Below are 13,981 nucleotides of genomic sequence, written 5' to 3'. Positions count from 1 at the left end.
AGCCTCCGCTTGCGCGGAGCCTCGGGGCCTATTCCCAGGCGCCGTAGGGGTCCTTGAAGGGCTTGCCGAGGGCCTCGGCCACCGCGGGGTGGGTGAGGTCGCCGTGGAGCACGTTCAGGCCCTTGGCCAGGTGCCGGTTCTTCTTCAGCGCATCCAGGCCCTGGTCGGCGAGCTGGAGGCCGAAGGGCAGGGTGGCGTTGCCCAGCGCTTCCGAGGAGGTGCGCGGCGCGGCGCCGGGCATGTTGGCCACGCAGTAGTGGACGACGCCGTCGAGCGTGTAGGTCGGGGTCTTGTGCGTGGTGGGCTTGCTGGTCTCGAAGCAGCCGCCCTGGTCGATGGAGACGTCCACCAGCACCGAGCCCGGCTTCATCTTCGACAGGTGCGCCTTGCGCACCAGCTTGGGCGCCGCCGCGCCGGCGCTCAGCACGGCGCCGATCACCACGTCGGCCTTCAGGACCTCGTCCTCCACCGCGTCGATGGTCGAGTAGCGGGTGATCACCCGGCCGGCGAAGATGTCGTCGATGTAGCGCATGCGCGGGATCGACCGCTCCAGGATCACCACCTCGGCGCCCAGGCCCGCCGCCATCACCGCCGCATTGGCTCCCACCACGCCGCCGCCCAGGATGCACACCCGCGCCGGGGGCACGCCCGGCACGCCGGTGATCAGCAGGCCCATGCCGCCGTTGTGCTTCAGCAGGGTCTCGCCGGCCGAGAAGACCGCGATGCGGCCCGCCACCTCGGACATCGGCGCCAGCAGCGGGAGGCCGCCGTGGTCGTCGGTCACCGTCTCGTAGGCGACGGCCGCGCAGCCCGAGTCGATCAGGCCCTGGGTCTGCGCCGGATCGGGCGCCAGGTGCAGGTAGGTGAAGAGGATGTGGTCCCTGGTGAGCCTCGCCCACTCGACCGCCTGCGGCTCCTTCACCTTCACGATCATCCGCGCGCCCGCGAACACCGCCTCGGCGTCGGGGACGATCTCCGCCCCGGCGCGCACATAGGCCGCGTCCGCGTAGCCCGCCCCTTCGCCCGCGCCCGTCTCCACCAGCACCTCGTGGCCATGGGCCACGTACTCGCGCACCGCGGTGGGCGTGAGCCCCACCCGGTACTCGTCCGGCTTGATCTCGCGGGGCACGCCGACGCGCATGGGAGCATCCTTCGGGGGAGGTTATTCCATAGGCGAGACGGTTTGAGGGAACACTGTTGCCGGGTCAAGGGCGGCGCGAGCCGTGATGGCTTGGGCGCCGGCGGCCGCAGCCGCATCAAGCGTCGCCGTTCTTCCCTTGGGTTCCGCGGCGTCCCATCTTGAGCGCGGGAGGGGCCGCCGATGCACGAGCCGCGCAAGGTCTCGAAGGCCGAGCTTCGTAAGCTGAATGCGGCGCCCGGCGTGCAGCACAGCGGCCTCGTCGGCCTCCTGCTGGGCGTCGGTCTCCTCGTGGGGCTGGGCCTCGTCCTGTCGCCGCTGTGGTTCGATGTCGGTCCGGCCGAGGCGACCTACGGCAAGGTGCTGTCCCTGGGCTACGTCCAGAATGAACGCGGCGCGACCCCGCGGGCCGTGGTCCAGGTCGGAGAGCGGAAGGTCAACGTGCGGATCTTCCGCGCCGACCTGTGCCGCGTGGGGGATCGCATCGAGGTCATCCGGCACAAGGTGATGATCGGCCACCGCTACACGGCCGGATATCGAGGCTGCACGAGGGACTGAGGCGCGACCCCCGTGGCGTTGCGAACGACTTGCAAACGCATTTGCAGGAAGCTACATCTGAAGGACCAGCCAGGAGCCGCTCGCGCGCCCATGTACGTCTGCAACTGTAACGGCATTCGTGAGCGTCAGGTCCGTGCGGCGATCGCCGCCGGGGCCGGCCGGCCGGCTGAGATCTTCAAGGCCTGCGATTCGGCCCCCCAGTGCGCCCGCTGCGTCTGCGACATGCGCAGGATGCTCGACGAGGAGCGCGAGGCGCTGCGTTTCGCGGCCGAATAGGCGGCCGTTCCGGCGATCGAAAATCATTCGCAGAGAAATCTGCGGGTTTTTCAGCAACCGCAAATCACTCGCAGACATTGCCTTTGACATCACGGGCCTGCGGAAGGCATTCCCGTGCCGAGCGATTGGACGGAGGCCGCGCGATGCAAGGCGACAAGGCGATCATCAAGCTGCTGAACGCGGTCCTCACCAATGAGCTGACCGCGGTAAATCAGTATTTCCTGCACGCGAGGATCTACGAGAACTGGGGCCTGAGGCGCCTCGGCAAGATCACCTATGAGGAATCGATCGGCGAGATGAAGCACGCCGACAAGCTCATCAAGCGCATCCTCTTCCTCGACGGCCTGCCCAACCTGCAGGACCTGCACAAGCTGAAGGTGGGCGAGGCGGTCGGCGAGTGCCTGGCTTCGGACCTGTCGGTCGAGGTCGGCGGCCGCGGCACGCTGATCGAGGGCGTGAAGCTGTGCGAAACGTCGGCGACTTCGTGTCGCGCGAACTGCTGGCGAAGATCCTCAGCGACACCGAGGAGCACATCGACTTCCTCGAAACCCAGCTCAGCCTGCTGAAGAGCCTGGGCGAGCAGAACTACCTGCAGAGCGCCATGGGAGAACTGCCGGACAGTTGAGCAGGGTCGCCCAGCGGAAAGCTCTCCTCGATGGAGCAGGATGCGGGCGGCCGAAAGGCGTCAGTCGAACCGCAGAGATCGCGGAGATACGCAGAGGATTCCCGTGGATTCGCGAGCTTCTCTGCGCATCTCCGCGATCTCTGCGGTTCATGAATCGGGCGGACAAGCCGCCCACAAGCCATATGCGATTGCCCTGCTCGATAGAGGAGGGTTGGGTGGTGGTGTGGCCGCGGCGTTTGTTCGTCAGGCGCATGTGGCGTCGACGCCTCTCGCGCCCAGCCGTCGACGTCCTGCGTACACCACCATCCCCGGCCCTTCCTCCATCGAGGAGGAAGGGAGATTCGCTCACGCCCTGTCTGTCGGGCAGGCATGCAACTTGGCTTGGCTGAGAGGCGGCGCCTGAGCGGGACTTCCAGGCTGCCGGGCGGGCGCCCCGCCGAGGGGGCGATGGTGGACGTGACAGGGATTGAACCTGTGACCCCCTCGATGTCAACGAGGTGCTCTCCCGCTGAGCTACACGTCCGTACCGTCGGGAAGGCGGGGATATATAGACCGGCCGCGCCCTTAGCAAGCGGGGCCAGACGCGGCCTTCAGGCCGCGATCATCCGCTCCACTTCCGAGACGATCTCGCGCAGGTGGATGGGCTTGGAGAGCACCTTCGACCCCGCGGGGGCCTGCTCGCCGGCCGCCAGCGCCACCGCGGCGAAGCCGGTGATGAACATGATGCGCAGGCCCGGGTGCCTGGCCGCCGCCTGCCGCGCCACCTCGATCCCGTCGAGGCCGGGCATCACGATGTCGGTGAGCAGGAGGTCCCACGGCTCGTCGAGGAAGGTCACCGCCTCCTCGCCGTCGGCGCACGCAGTCACCTCGTGGCCGGCGCGTTCGAGCGCGCGGGCCAGGAAGCCGCGCAGGGAGTCGTCGTCTTCGGCGAGCAGGATTCTGGACATGGGCATACGCGTCCTTGATCGCCCACCTTACTTTCCAACCCGTAAAGGCGCCATGAAAGCCGAAGGGCTTTGACCCATGTCCCGGCGCGGCGTTCTATGCGCCGGATGAACGCCATCGACCCCAAGGCGCCGCAGGAGCTGGCGCCCGCGCATCTGGCCGGCCCGGCGTTCGAGCTGTTCCGCGCGGCGCCGAAGGGCCAGCCGCCGCCGACGCCGCTGGTGTTCGCCTCGCCGCATTCGGGCCGCGTCTATCCCGAGGACATGATGAGCGCCGCGGCGCTGGACGCGGTCTCGATCCGCCGCTCCGAGGACGCCTTCGTCGACGACCTGGTCGCGGGCGCCCCCGCGCACGGCGCGACCGTCATCGCCGCCCGCTTCGCCCGCGCCTACATCGACCTGAACCGCGAGCCGTTCGAGCTGGACCCCAACATGTTCGCCGACGAACTGCCCGAGTTCGCCCGCAGCCGCACCGCGCGGGTGGCGGCGGGCCTGGGCGCCATCGCCCGCGTCGTCTCGGAAGGCCAGGAGATCTACCGGCGCAAGCTGACCTACGCCGAGGCCCACGCGCGGATCGAGGGCGCGCACAGGCCCTACCACGCGGCGCTGGCCGAACTGCTCGCCGAGGCGCAGGGCGCGCACGGGTTCGCGATCCTGATCGACTGGCACTCGATGCCGGCGGCGGCGGCGCGGCACGCGGGCCGCGACCGGCCCTGCGACATCGTGCTCGGCGACCGCTTCGGCGCGGCCTGCGCCGGCCTGCTGCCCGGCCGCGTCGAGCGCGAGCTGGAGGCCATGGGCTATCGCGTGGCGCGAAACACGCCCTACGCCGGCGGCTACACCACAGAGCACTACGGCCGGCCGGGCCGGCGCGCCCACGCCCTGCAGATCGAGATCAACCGCGGCCTCTACCTCGACGAGGCGACGCTCTCGCCCACCTCGGGCTTCGCGGCCCTGAAGGCGCACATCGAGGCCCTGACCGAGACCCTGGCCAAGGCCGACTGGTCGGCGCTCCGGGCGAGCTGAGGCGGCTCAACCGCGCGGGATGCGGACGGTGACGCGCGTCCCGTGGCCGCCCTCGCCCGTCGACCAGGCGACATCGCCGCCGTGCCCGGCCGCGCGCTCGCGGAGCCCGCCCAGGCCCGCGCCCGCCGTGACCGTCTGCGCGTCGAACCCCACGCCGTCGTCTTCCACGGTCAGGACCAGCGCCCCGTCGGCCTCCCCCAGCGCCACCTTCACCGACGTGGCCCGGGCGTGCTTCAGGATGTTGTTGGTGATCTCGCGCAGCATGGCGCGGAGCGACTGGGCGACCCTGGAGTCGACGCCCTCGCCGGGCGCGCCCTCCAGCGGCCACGAGAGCGCGATCCCGCGGGCGGCCAGGCGCTCGGACATCTCCTTGCGGCTGCGCGCCATCATCTCGACCAGGCCCGCGCCGTCGCCGGCGGGCTCGGTGACGATGCTGCGCAGGTCGGCGAGCGTCTCGCGGATGAAGCGGTCCTTGCGCTCGCCGTCGCGGCTGTGCAGCGCGCTGAGCAGCGTGGCGCCCAGGTTGTCGTGGATGTCGCCGGCGATGCGCTTACGCTCCACCGTCACGCCGCGCGCGTAGGCGTCGCGGCTCTCGACCACGAAGCGGAGCATGTCGGAGAGCGCCCGGGCCTGCGCCACGTCGGCCGGGGAGAACAGCGTCCGCCCGCCGTGGGCGTATTCGAGCCTCAGCGACGGCAGTCCCGCGACCTGCGGCGTCACCAGCGCCAGCCCGTCCTCCTCGATCCGCGCCGCGTCGGCGGGCGCAGGCGCGATGTCGATCTGCAGCGGATCGAACTGGCCCTTCAGCACATCGGTCCACTGGGCGAGCTGGTCGCCGCCCTGCGGCGTCAGGCCGATCTGCACGACGCCCTCGAAGGTCGCCCGCTCGTCCACCTTGCGGCGCCGGACCATCCGCTCGGCCACGAACCCCCGCAGCGGCAACCAGGCGATGCCGCAGACGAGCAGGGCCAGCGACAGCGACACCTCCGACGAGAACCGCAGCACCACGAGGAAGACCATGTCGAGGCCGGCCAGCAGCACCAGCGCGCCGATCCAGACCATGATCCGCGCCCACCAGGCCCCGAGCTCGAACAGGCGGTAGCGCATGATGCCGACCGCCAGGCCCACGAAGGTCAGCAGGAACAGCAGGAAGGCGTAGGGCTCGGCCGCGCCCGTATCCACGCCGAACATCTGCGGCGCCAGGATCAGCAGCACGAAGACGACCGCCAGCACGACCCAGGTGACCAGGAACCAGCCCAGCGCCGCGCGGGCGACGGGATCGCGCCCTGTCTTCATCCACTGGACCACCGACAGCGCGGCGGCGCCCGCCACGCCGGTCAGGGCCGGGATCCGCCGCGCGAACGTGAGGTTCGGGAACATGCCGACCGCCTGGGCCGCGTACCAGACCATGTAGAGGGCCAGGATGGCCCAGCCCACCCACAGGGGCGCCAGCTTGCGCGGATAGTAGAGGAGCAGGCAGGAAAACGCGGCCGCGTAGATCGTGCCGCCCAGGGCGTTCATGCCGTTCACGATGTAGAACATCGTCTCGGGCAGCCCGAGTTCGCGGCTGGTGTAGATCGGTCCGATCGGGATGAAGAGCAGGCACGAGACGCCGCTGACGAAGACCCAGTGCGCGCTGGCCTCTCCGGGCCTGAAGGCGAAGATCGCCGCCGCGATCAGCCACGAGAAGGCGCCCGTGACGATCCCGATCCAGAAGTCGATGCCCAGCGAGGTTATCGGCCGCCCGCCCTGTTCCGGGCGTATGGTCCAGTCGCGGCCCTTGTCGTCCGTCAGCGTCATGGTCGGCTGGCGCATCATGGTGGCGTAGACGCCCTGCTTGGCCATGAAGGCCTGGTACTCGGCGAAGGGCCCGAAGCTGCCGTCGACGGTGCCGGTCAGGTCCTTGCGCGCGGGGACGAGCCGCTCGCCGCCGGCGCTCAGCGCCACGATCACCGTGCCGGTCGGGATGGCCTCGGAGGGGCCCGCCGAGCCGACGACCATGAAGCCGCGGGCGGCCTCATTGTAGCGCAGGTCGAGGCCGAGCCAGGGCTGGGACACGGCCGCGGCGATCGCGCCGCCCATGACGACCACGGCGACGGCCAGCGCGAACGCGAGCATGCGGATCGGCGTGACGCCGAAACCTGCCGGGCGCATCACGCCAGCCTGCGCGACCGCACTCCCGGCCATACGCTCCCGTCCCCCGCGCCGCCGTCCAGGACGGCGCGGGCCGATCATTAAGGGAATCATTGGCCCGCGCCAGTACGCGTGGCTATCGTTCGCCCGTTTTCCAGCCCGTGGTTGCACGCGTAATGGCCCCCGACGACGCATCCGATACGACGCCTGTGCGGCGCGGCTGCCTCGTCGTGGAGGACCGCCCCGACACGCGCGAGTGGATGGAGGCCGTGGTCGCCGACGCCTTTCCCGACATGGCGGTCGTCGCCGCCGGCACGCTCCGCGACGCGCGGCGCTGGCTGGAGGGCCATGTCGAGGCGCCGGCGTTCCATCTCGCCCTGGCGCTGGTCGACCTGGGCCTGCCCGACGGCTCGGGGGTCGACTTCCTGGCCGACCTCGCCCGCGACGCGCCCGGGGCGCTGTCGGTGGTGGCCACCATCTACGACGACGACACGCACCTGTTCGACAGCCTCGCCGCCGGCGCCCAGGGCTACATCCTGAAGCAGGATGCGCCCGACGCGGTCGCGGCCTGCCTGCAGCGCATCGACGCGGGCGAACCGCCCCTCTCCCCGTCCATCGCCAGGCGCATGCTGGAGAAGCTGCGGCCCAAGGCGCCCAGCGCGCCGCCGGACGACGCAGGGCTGTCCGCGCGCGAGACCGAGGTGCTGGCCCTCATCGCCAAGGGCCTCTCGGCCCCGGAGGCCGCGCGCGTGATCGGGCTCAAGCCCCAGACCGTCGCCGGCTACGTGAAGGTGATCTACCAGAAGCTCCACATCACCAGCCGCGCCGAAGCGGCGCTGGCGGCGGCCCGGAGAGGGCTGACCTAGCTCTTCCCTCCCCACGAGGGGGAGGGGACGCGAAAAAAAAGCCGCGCACGAGGCGCGGCCAGTTCATAGGGAGGAAACGCCCCAAAGGGCATCCTCAAGCTAGTGTGCGGCGCACAAACGCGCAAGGCGTTCCTTGAAATCTTTTGACGCACCCGGGTGACGGATCGCTGTTTTATAAGCGAAAACAGAATATCACGTTACGGCATGCAGGCCCTCGCCTTGGGTGCGTCGCACAACGCCCTAGCGGTCCGGCGCGGCTTCCCGTACAAGCGCGCGCCCTCAAGAGAAGCCGCCTCCGCACATGTCGCTCCGCAACATCGCCATCATCGCCCACGTCGACCACGGCAAGACCACGCTCGTCGACCAGCTCCTGGCCCAGTCGGGCGTCTTCCGCGCCAACGAGGCGACGGTCGAACGCGCCATGGATTCCAACGACCAGGAGCGCGAGCGCGGCATCACCATCCTGGCCAAATGCACCTCCGTGCTCTGGCACGGGAAGGCCGGCGAGACCCGCATCAACATCATCGACACGCCCGGCCACGCCGACTTCGGCGGCGAGGTGGAGCGGATCCTGGGCATGGTGGACGGCTGCGTGCTGCTGGTGGACGCCGAGGAAGGCGTCATGCCGCAGACCAAGTTCGTGCTGGGCAAGGCGCTGAAGATGGGCCTGCGCCCGATCCTCTGCCTCAACAAGGTCGACCGCCCCCACGCCGACCCCGACCGCGTCCACAACGACGCCTTCGACCTCTTCGCGGCCATGGGCGCGACGGACGAGCAGCTCGACTTCCCGCACATCTACGCCTCGGGCAAGGCCGGCTGGGCCACGCTGGACCTCGCCCAGCCCAACGCCGACCTGGCGCCGCTGTTCGACCTGATCGTCGACCACGTGCCGCCGCCGAAGGCCGAGCAGCGCAAGGACGAGCCCTTCCAGATCCTCTCGGTGCTGATCGAGAACGACCCGTTCCTGGGCCGCCTGCTCACCGGGCGCATCGAGAGCGGCAAGGCCGTGCCCGGCATGGCGATCCACGCGCTCAGCCGCGACGGCAAGGAGATCGAGCGCGGCCGCATCACCAAGGTCCTGGCCTTCCGCGGCCTGAAGCGCCAGCCGATCGACGACGCCGAGGCCGGCGACATCGTCGCCATCGCCGGGCTCTCGAAGGCCACGGTCGCCGACACCCTCTGCGCCATGGAGGTCACCGAGGCGCTGCCGGCCCAGCCCATCGACCCGCCCACCATCTCCATGACCGTCAGCGTCAACGACAGCCCGCTCGCGGGCCGCGAGGGCGACAAGGTGCAGAGCCGCGTGATCGCCGCGCGCCTCATCAAGGAGGCCGAGGCCAACGTCGCCATCCGCGTGACCGAGACGTCCGAGAAGGACGCCTTCGAGGTGGCCGGCCGCGGCGAGCTGCAACTGGGCGTCCTGATCGAGAGCATGCGCCGCGAAGGCTTCGAGCTCTCCATCAGCCGGCCGCGCGTGGTGTTCCAGGAAGACCCCGAGACCGGCGAGCGCCTGGAGCCGATCGAGGACGTCATGATCGACGTCGACGAGGAGTTCAGCGGCATCGTCATCGAGAAGCTCAGCGCCCGGAAGGCCGAGCTGAAGGACATGGGCCCGTCAGGCGCCGGCAAGACCCGCATCAGCCTGATGAGCCCGTCGCGCTCGCTGATCGGCTACCAGGGCGAGTTCCTGACCGACACCCGCGGCTCGGGCGTGCTGAACCGCGTCTTCAGCCACTACGAGCCCTACAAGGGCCCCATCGACGCGGGCCGCAAGGGCGTGCTGGTCTCGAATTCGGACGGCGAGACGGCGGCCTACGCGCTGTGGAACCTGGAAGAGCGCGGCTTCATGTTCGTCGGCGCCGGCGAGAAGACCTACCAGGGCATGATCATCGGCGAGAACTCGCGGTCCGACGACCTCGACGTGAACCCGATGAAGGCCAAGCAGCTCACCAACGTGCGCGCCTCCGGCAAGGACGAGGCCGTGCGCCTCACCCCGCCGCGCCGCCCCACCCTCGAACAGGCCATCGCCTACATCGAGGAGGACGAGCTGGTGGAGGTGACGCCCAAGTCCATCCGCCTGCGCAAGAAGGTGCTGAACCCCAGCTTCCGCAAGAAGCGCGTCCGCGAGGACTGACCTTCCTCTCCCTTCTTCGCGCTGCCTCAATGTCCCCGGTCTGAACACTGCGCGCCCGTGGGAGAGGAAGTGCTAGCGCTCCGCCGCGCCCGCGGTCATTTCGGCGTTGAAGGCCTTCACGGCGGCGGCGGGGCCGTCCGGGTGGGCCCAGACGCCGGCGCTGACGGCCAGGAAGTCGGCGCCGGCCTTGGCGAGGCCGCGGGCGGTGGCGACGGTGATGCCGCCGATGGCGACGCAGGGGACCAGCATGTCGGCCTGCCAGCCGGTGAGCAGTTCGGGGTCCGCGCGGGTGGGCGCGTCCTTGGTGGCGGTCGGGAAGAAGGCGCCGAAGGCCACGTAGTCCGCGCCGTCCTCGGCCGCTTCCATGGCGAGGTGCAGGCTGTCGTGGCAGGTGACGCCGACCATGCGGTCCGGGCCGACGATGCGGCGGGCCTCCTTCAGCGGCGTGTCGCCCTGGCCGACGTGGACGCCGTCGCAGCCGAGCCTGGCGGCGAGATCGGGGCGGTCGTTGAGGATCACGGCGACGCCCCGGGCCTGGGCGATGGGCGACAGCGCGTCGACGGCGGCGGCGATCACGTCGTCGGGCGCGTCCTTCAGGCGGATCTGCAGGGCGGCGACGTCGCCGGCGTCCAGCGCGTGGGCCAGGGTGCGGCCGAAGCCGGCCAGGTCGTCCAGGCTGGGCGGGGTGATCAGGTAGAGGCGGCAGAGCGGTTCGGCCATCCCGGCCTTGGACCCTATCTCAGGAGCAGCCGCAACCCGTAGGCGATGGCCGCGCACGACAGCGCGCCGGTGAGCGCGAGGCCGCCGAACCAGGCGAGCCGCTTCCAGAGCGGCGGCAGGGGCGCGTCGGCCTCGGGCGGTCGTTCAATGATATCCCGCATCGCGCCCGACCTTGCCGCGGAACAGCCAGTAGACCCAGACGGTGTAGCCCAGGACGAACGGCAGGAGGAGCGCCACGCCCGTAAGCACCAGGGCCAGCGCGTTGTCGGCGTTGGCGGCGTCGCGGAAGCTGAGGCCGTAAGGCACGATGTCGGGGAAGAAGCTGACCGCCAGGCCCGCGTAGCCCGACAGGAAGACGATCCACGCGCCGATGAAGGGCGTGGCGTGGTGGCGCCCGGGGTTTCGCAGCGCCCAGGCGGCGACGAGCAGGCCGGCGAGGCCCACGAGCGGGATGGGCAGCAACGGCGCAAGGGCCGCCATGTCGAAGCCGTCGCCGTGGAAGCCCCAGCGGCCGCCGATGCGCGGGTGGACGAAGAGGGTGGCGAGGCTGACGACGGCGAGGAGAGCGGCGGTGGCCGCGGCCGAGATCCAGGCCCAGCGGCGGGCCTGGCCGTGCAACTCGCCCTCCGTGCGCCAGACCAGCCAGGCGGCGCCCAGCAGCGCGTAGCCGGCGACGAGGCCGACGGCGACCAGGAGGCTGTAGGGCGTGGCCCAGTCGAACGGGCCGCCGCCGAACGCGCGGCCGTTCAGCTTCACGCCCTGGATGAAGCCGCCCAGCACCGCGCCCTGCGCCAGCGTCGCGACCAGCGAGGAGCCGGCGAAGGCGGCGGTCCAGAAGGCCTTGCCGCGGGCGCGCGCCCGATGGCGGAACTCGAAGGCGCAGCCGCGCAGGATCAGCGCCAGCAGCATGACGACGATCGGCAGGTAGAGCGCCGGCATCAGCACCGCGTAGGCGAACGGGAAGGCCGCGAAGAGCCCGCCGCCGCCCAGCACCAGCCAGGTCTCGTTGCCGTCCCAGACGGGGGCGACCGTGTCCATCATCACGTCGCGGTCGCGCTCGGCCTTCGCGAACGGGAAGAGGATGCCGATGCCGAGGTCGAACCCGTCCAGCAGCACGTACATCAGCACGGCGACCGCGATGACGCCGGCGGCGACGAGGGGCAGGTCGAGGCTCATCGGCCGGCCTCGCGGGGTGCGGCGGCCATGGCGGAGCCGGGCGGGCGGTTGGGGTCGAGCGGCGCCTCGGCGATGCGCTCGGGGCCCTGGGCGATCAGACGCAGGATGTAGAGGACGCCGACGGTGAAGATCACCGCGTAGACGATCATGAAGCCCAGCAGCGAGGCCGAGACCTGGCCCGCGCCCACCGGCGAGACGGCGTCGGCGGTGCGCAGCACGCCGTAGATGACGTAGGGCTGGCGGCCCACCTCGGCGACGATCCAGCCGCAGATCACGGCCACGAAGCCCGCCGGCCCCATGGCGACCGCGGCGCGCAGGAACCAGCGGTTGGCTTCCGGCCCCGGCGTCCGCCACATCAGCCAGGCGCCCCAGGCGCCCAGCCCGATCATCGCCACGCCGAGCGCGACCATGATCCGGAAGGCGTAGAAGACGATGAAGACCGGCGGCCGATCCGCGGGCGCGAAGGCCTTCAGGCCCTTCACTTCGGCCGAGGCCGAGCCGGCGGTGAGGACGCTGCCCAGGGCCGGGACGGAGAGTTCGAAGCGGTTGCCCTCGGCTTCGCGGTCGGGCCAGGCCAGGATGTGGAAGGGCTGGTGGGTGCGGGTCTCCCAGAACGCCTCGATGGCGGCGAGCTTGGCGGGCTGCAGCCGCTCGACCTCCTTGCCCGAGAGGTCGCCGACGAAGAGCTGGAGCGGCGCGACGATGGCGAACATGCCGATGGCCATGCGCAGCGCCAGGCCCGACTCGTCCTCACGGCCTTTCCTCAGCAGCCGCCACGCCGAGGCGGCGCCGACCACCAGGGCGGTCGTCAGGTAGGCCGCCATCACCATGTGGGCGAACCGCTCCGGGAACGTCGGCGAGAAGATCACCTGGACCCAGTCGACGGCGCGGAGCGTGCCGTCCGGCAACCGGGCGAAGCCGGTCGGGTGCTGCATCCAGCTATTGGCCGAGACGATCCAGAAGGCCGACATCAGCGTGCCGAGCGCGACCAGCGTCGTGGCCGTCAGGTGCAGGCCCGGCCCCACCTTCTTCCACCCGAACAGCATCACGCCCAGGAACGAGGCCTCGAGGAAGAAGGCGGCCAGCACCTCGAAGGCCAGCAGCGGCCCGATCACCGGCGCCGCGACCGCGGAGAAGACGCTCCAGTTGGTCCCGAGCTGGTAGCTCAGCACCACGCCCGAGACGACGCCCATCCCGAACGAGATCGCGAAGATCTTCACCCAGAAGAGGTAGAGCGTCTTGAAGGCGTCGCGCTTCGTGACCAGCCACAGCCCTTCGAGCACGGCGAGGTAGCTGGCCAGCCCGATCGTGAAGCTCGGGAAGATGATGTGGAACGCGATCGTGAACGCGAACTGCAGCCGCGACAGGATGAGTGCGTCGAAATCCATGACCGTCCCCGGCGCCAGGGCCTCAGCTTGGCACGGGACGGCGAGGCGACCAACGGCGAGCACCCCCACCCCTGGCCCCTCCCCTGACGGGCAGGGCGATCGCATATGGATTGTGGGCGGCTCGTCCGCCCGATTCATGAACCGCAGAGATCGCGGAGACACGCAGAGAGGGTCGCCGATCCACCGGAATCCTCTGGCGCGCGTCCGTCAGCCTGCGGCTTGGACAGCCGCTAGAGGACACAGGCGGTGAGGCCTTCGCGGCGCACCGCGCGGGCGTTGCGGTTGATGCTGCCGGCGCGGCGCTTCATGTACGGCCCGGGCCTGGCGGCCTTCCACGACAGCGGCTTGGGCACGATGGCGGCGAGGCGGGCCGACTGCTGCACGGTGAGCTGGCTGGCGGGGACGTGGAAGTTCCTCTGCGCGGCCATCTCGGCGCCGTAGACGCCCGGGCCCCACTCGATGGAGTTCAGGTAGACCTCCATGATCCTTTCCTTGCCCCAGCCGATCTCGATCAGGACGGTGAACCAGGCCTCCAGGCCCTTGCGGACCCAGTCGCGGCCCGGCCACAGGAAGACGTTCTTCGCGGTCTGCTGGCTGATGGTGGAGCCGCCGCGCAGCGCCTTGCCGGCGGCGTTGGCGGCCATGGCCTTCTCGATGGCCTCGACGTCGAAGCCCCGGTGCTCGCAGAAGCGCGCGTCCTCGGCGGCGATGACGGCGCGGACCAGGTTGGGCGAGATCCGGCGCATGGGGACCCATCGGCGCTCCAGCCCATGGCCCTCGAACACCCGCTGCACCATCAGGAAGGTGACCGGCGGCGGGACGAAGCGGTAGACCGCCACCACGATGATCGGGCCGATGACGAAGATCATCAGCCCCGCGACGATCACCGCCTTGACGAGCCCCCAGAGGCCGCCGCCCTTCCTGCCCTGCTTCGCCACGCCGCTTGTCCTGACCTAGGGTGTGGATGCTAGGCGCGAGTCTGCCAGAGTCGGTCAAC

Annotated in this window: 13 protein-coding genes, 1 tRNA gene and 1 pseudogene; 6 read left to right on the top strand and 9 right to left on the bottom strand. The window is 70.4% G+C overall.

What is annotated here, in order from left to right; all coding sequences use genetic code 11:
- Positions 1-28: 28 nt before the first annotated feature.
- Entirely contained in the window at positions 29-1,141 is a 1,113-nt protein-coding gene (gene ald, locus KF737_RS10285) for an alanine dehydrogenase (RefSeq protein ID WP_296454064.1), read from the bottom strand.
- 180 nt (positions 1,142-1,321) lie between these two features.
- On the opposite strand from ald, the gene KF737_RS10280 reads away from it, so the two are divergent.
- From KF737_RS10280 to bfr, 3 genes and pseudogenes are all read left to right on the top strand, one after another.
- Positions 1,322-1,696: a hypothetical protein gene (locus tag KF737_RS10280; protein ID WP_296454062.1), complete on the top strand. Its 375-nt coding sequence runs from the start codon at positions 1,322-1,324 to the stop codon at positions 1,694-1,696.
- A 90-nt stretch (positions 1,697-1,786) separates the two neighbouring features.
- Complete coding sequence (locus KF737_RS10275; protein ID WP_296454060.1) at positions 1,787-1,972, top strand: (2Fe-2S)-binding protein; 186 nt, start codon at positions 1,787-1,789, stop codon at positions 1,970-1,972.
- A 143-nt stretch (positions 1,973-2,115) separates the two neighbouring features.
- A pseudogene (gene bfr, locus KF737_RS10270) lies at positions 2,116-2,597 on the top strand (bacterioferritin).
- A 448-nt stretch (positions 2,598-3,045) separates the two neighbouring features.
- On the opposite strand, the gene KF737_RS10265 reads toward bfr, so the two are convergent.
- Both KF737_RS10265 and cpdR read right to left on the bottom strand, forming a co-directional pair.
- Positions 3,046-3,120 (bottom strand) — tRNA-Val (locus KF737_RS10265).
- A gap of 67 nt (positions 3,121-3,187) precedes the next feature.
- On the bottom strand, positions 3,188-3,544 hold the full coding sequence (gene cpdR / locus KF737_RS10260; RefSeq protein ID WP_296454058.1) for a cell cycle two-component system response regulator CpdR: 357 nt from the start codon (positions 3,542-3,544) through the stop codon (positions 3,188-3,190).
- Positions 3,545-3,649: 105 nt separating this feature from the next.
- Here cpdR and KF737_RS10255 point away from each other — a divergent pair, with 105 nt between their 5' ends.
- Positions 3,650-4,567: an N-formylglutamate amidohydrolase gene (locus KF737_RS10255; protein WP_296454056.1), complete on the top strand. Its 918-nt coding sequence runs from the start codon at positions 3,650-3,652 to the stop codon at positions 4,565-4,567.
- Positions 4,568-4,573: 6 nt separating this feature from the next.
- Here KF737_RS10255 and KF737_RS10250 read toward each other — a convergent pair whose 3' ends face one another.
- Positions 4,574-6,721 (bottom strand): ATP-binding protein, encoded by a 2,148-nt coding sequence (locus KF737_RS10250; protein ID WP_296454054.1) that lies wholly within the window; start codon positions 6,719-6,721, stop codon positions 4,574-4,576.
- A 155-nt stretch (positions 6,722-6,876) separates the two neighbouring features.
- Here KF737_RS10250 and KF737_RS10245 point away from each other — a divergent pair, with 155 nt between their 5' ends.
- Positions 6,877-7,566, top strand: coding sequence for a response regulator transcription factor (locus KF737_RS10245; protein WP_296454052.1), 690 nt, complete (start codon positions 6,877-6,879; stop codon positions 7,564-7,566).
- 301 nt (positions 7,567-7,867) lie between these two features.
- Positions 7,868-9,700 carry a translational GTPase TypA gene (typA, locus tag KF737_RS10240; RefSeq protein WP_296454050.1) on the top strand — a complete coding sequence of 611 codons (1,833 nt, stop codon included), beginning with the start codon at positions 7,868-7,870 and terminating at the stop codon, positions 9,698-9,700.
- A gap of 72 nt (positions 9,701-9,772) precedes the next feature.
- Here the strand turns inward: typA and thiE are convergent, their stop codons facing one another.
- The 5 genes from thiE to mtgA all read right to left on the bottom strand — a co-directional run bounded on the left by thiE (position 9,773) and on the right by mtgA (position 13,922).
- The gene (gene thiE / locus KF737_RS10235; RefSeq protein WP_296454048.1) at positions 9,773-10,420 is read right to left on the bottom strand and encodes a thiamine phosphate synthase; all 648 of its coding nucleotides are present in this window, start codon (positions 10,418-10,420) and stop codon (positions 9,773-9,775) included.
- A gap of 14 nt (positions 10,421-10,434) precedes the next feature.
- On the bottom strand, positions 10,435-10,581 hold the full coding sequence (locus tag KF737_RS10230; RefSeq protein ID WP_296454046.1) for a DUF2474 domain-containing protein: 147 nt from the start codon (positions 10,579-10,581) through the stop codon (positions 10,435-10,437).
- On the bottom strand, positions 10,565-11,596 hold the full coding sequence (gene cydB / locus KF737_RS10225) for a cytochrome d ubiquinol oxidase subunit II (RefSeq protein ID WP_296454044.1): 1,032 nt from the start codon (positions 11,594-11,596) through the stop codon (positions 10,565-10,567). Before cydB ends, KF737_RS10230 begins: the two co-directional genes overlap by 17 nt.
- The gene (locus tag KF737_RS10220) at positions 11,593-12,984 is read right to left on the bottom strand and encodes a cytochrome ubiquinol oxidase subunit I (RefSeq protein ID WP_296454042.1); all 1,392 of its coding nucleotides are present in this window, start codon (positions 12,982-12,984) and stop codon (positions 11,593-11,595) included. The genes cydB and KF737_RS10220 overlap by 4 nt, the downstream gene beginning before the upstream one ends.
- A gap of 230 nt (positions 12,985-13,214) precedes the next feature.
- Positions 13,215-13,922 carry a monofunctional biosynthetic peptidoglycan transglycosylase gene (mtgA, locus tag KF737_RS10215; RefSeq protein ID WP_296454039.1) on the bottom strand — a complete coding sequence of 236 codons (708 nt, stop codon included), beginning with the start codon at positions 13,920-13,922 and terminating at the stop codon, positions 13,215-13,217.
- Positions 13,923-13,981 lie beyond the last annotated feature (59 nt).

Source organism: Phenylobacterium sp., assembly GCF_019636135.1.
Lineage (GTDB): Bacteria > Pseudomonadota > Alphaproteobacteria > Caulobacterales > Caulobacteraceae > Phenylobacterium.
This window is presented reverse-complemented; position numbering and strand designations above follow the sequence as displayed.

Coding starts and splice junctions, on each gene's coding strand:
- ald (WP_296454064.1), bottom strand. CDS start 1,141: ATGCGCGTCGGCGTGCCCCGCGAGATCAAGCCGGACGAGTACCGGGTG.
- cpdR (WP_296454058.1), bottom strand. CDS start 3,544: ATGTCCAGAATCCTGCTCGCCGAAGACGACGACTCCCTGCGCGGCTTC.
- thiE (WP_296454048.1), bottom strand. CDS start 10,420: ATGGCCGAACCGCTCTGCCGCCTCTACCTGATCACCCCGCCCAGCCTG.
- KF737_RS10220 (WP_296454042.1), bottom strand. CDS start 12,984: ATGGATTTCGACGCACTCATCCTGTCGCGGCTGCAGTTCGCGTTCACG.
- KF737_RS10275 (WP_296454060.1), top strand. CDS start 1,787: ATGTACGTCTGCAACTGTAACGGCATTCGTGAGCGTCAGGTCCGTGCG.
- KF737_RS10245 (WP_296454052.1), top strand. CDS start 6,877: ATGGCCCCCGACGACGCATCCGATACGACGCCTGTGCGGCGCGGCTGC.
- KF737_RS10255 (WP_296454056.1), top strand. CDS start 3,650: ATGAACGCCATCGACCCCAAGGCGCCGCAGGAGCTGGCGCCCGCGCAT.
- typA (WP_296454050.1), top strand. CDS start 7,868: ATGTCGCTCCGCAACATCGCCATCATCGCCCACGTCGACCACGGCAAG.
- KF737_RS10230 (WP_296454046.1), bottom strand. CDS start 10,581: ATGCGGGATATCATTGAACGACCGCCCGAGGCCGACGCGCCCCTGCCG.
- KF737_RS10280 (WP_296454062.1), top strand. CDS start 1,322: ATGCACGAGCCGCGCAAGGTCTCGAAGGCCGAGCTTCGTAAGCTGAAT.
- cydB (WP_296454044.1), bottom strand. CDS start 11,596: ATGAGCCTCGACCTGCCCCTCGTCGCCGCCGGCGTCATCGCGGTCGCC.
- KF737_RS10250 (WP_296454054.1), bottom strand. CDS start 6,721: ATGCGCCCGGCAGGTTTCGGCGTCACGCCGATCCGCATGCTCGCGTTC.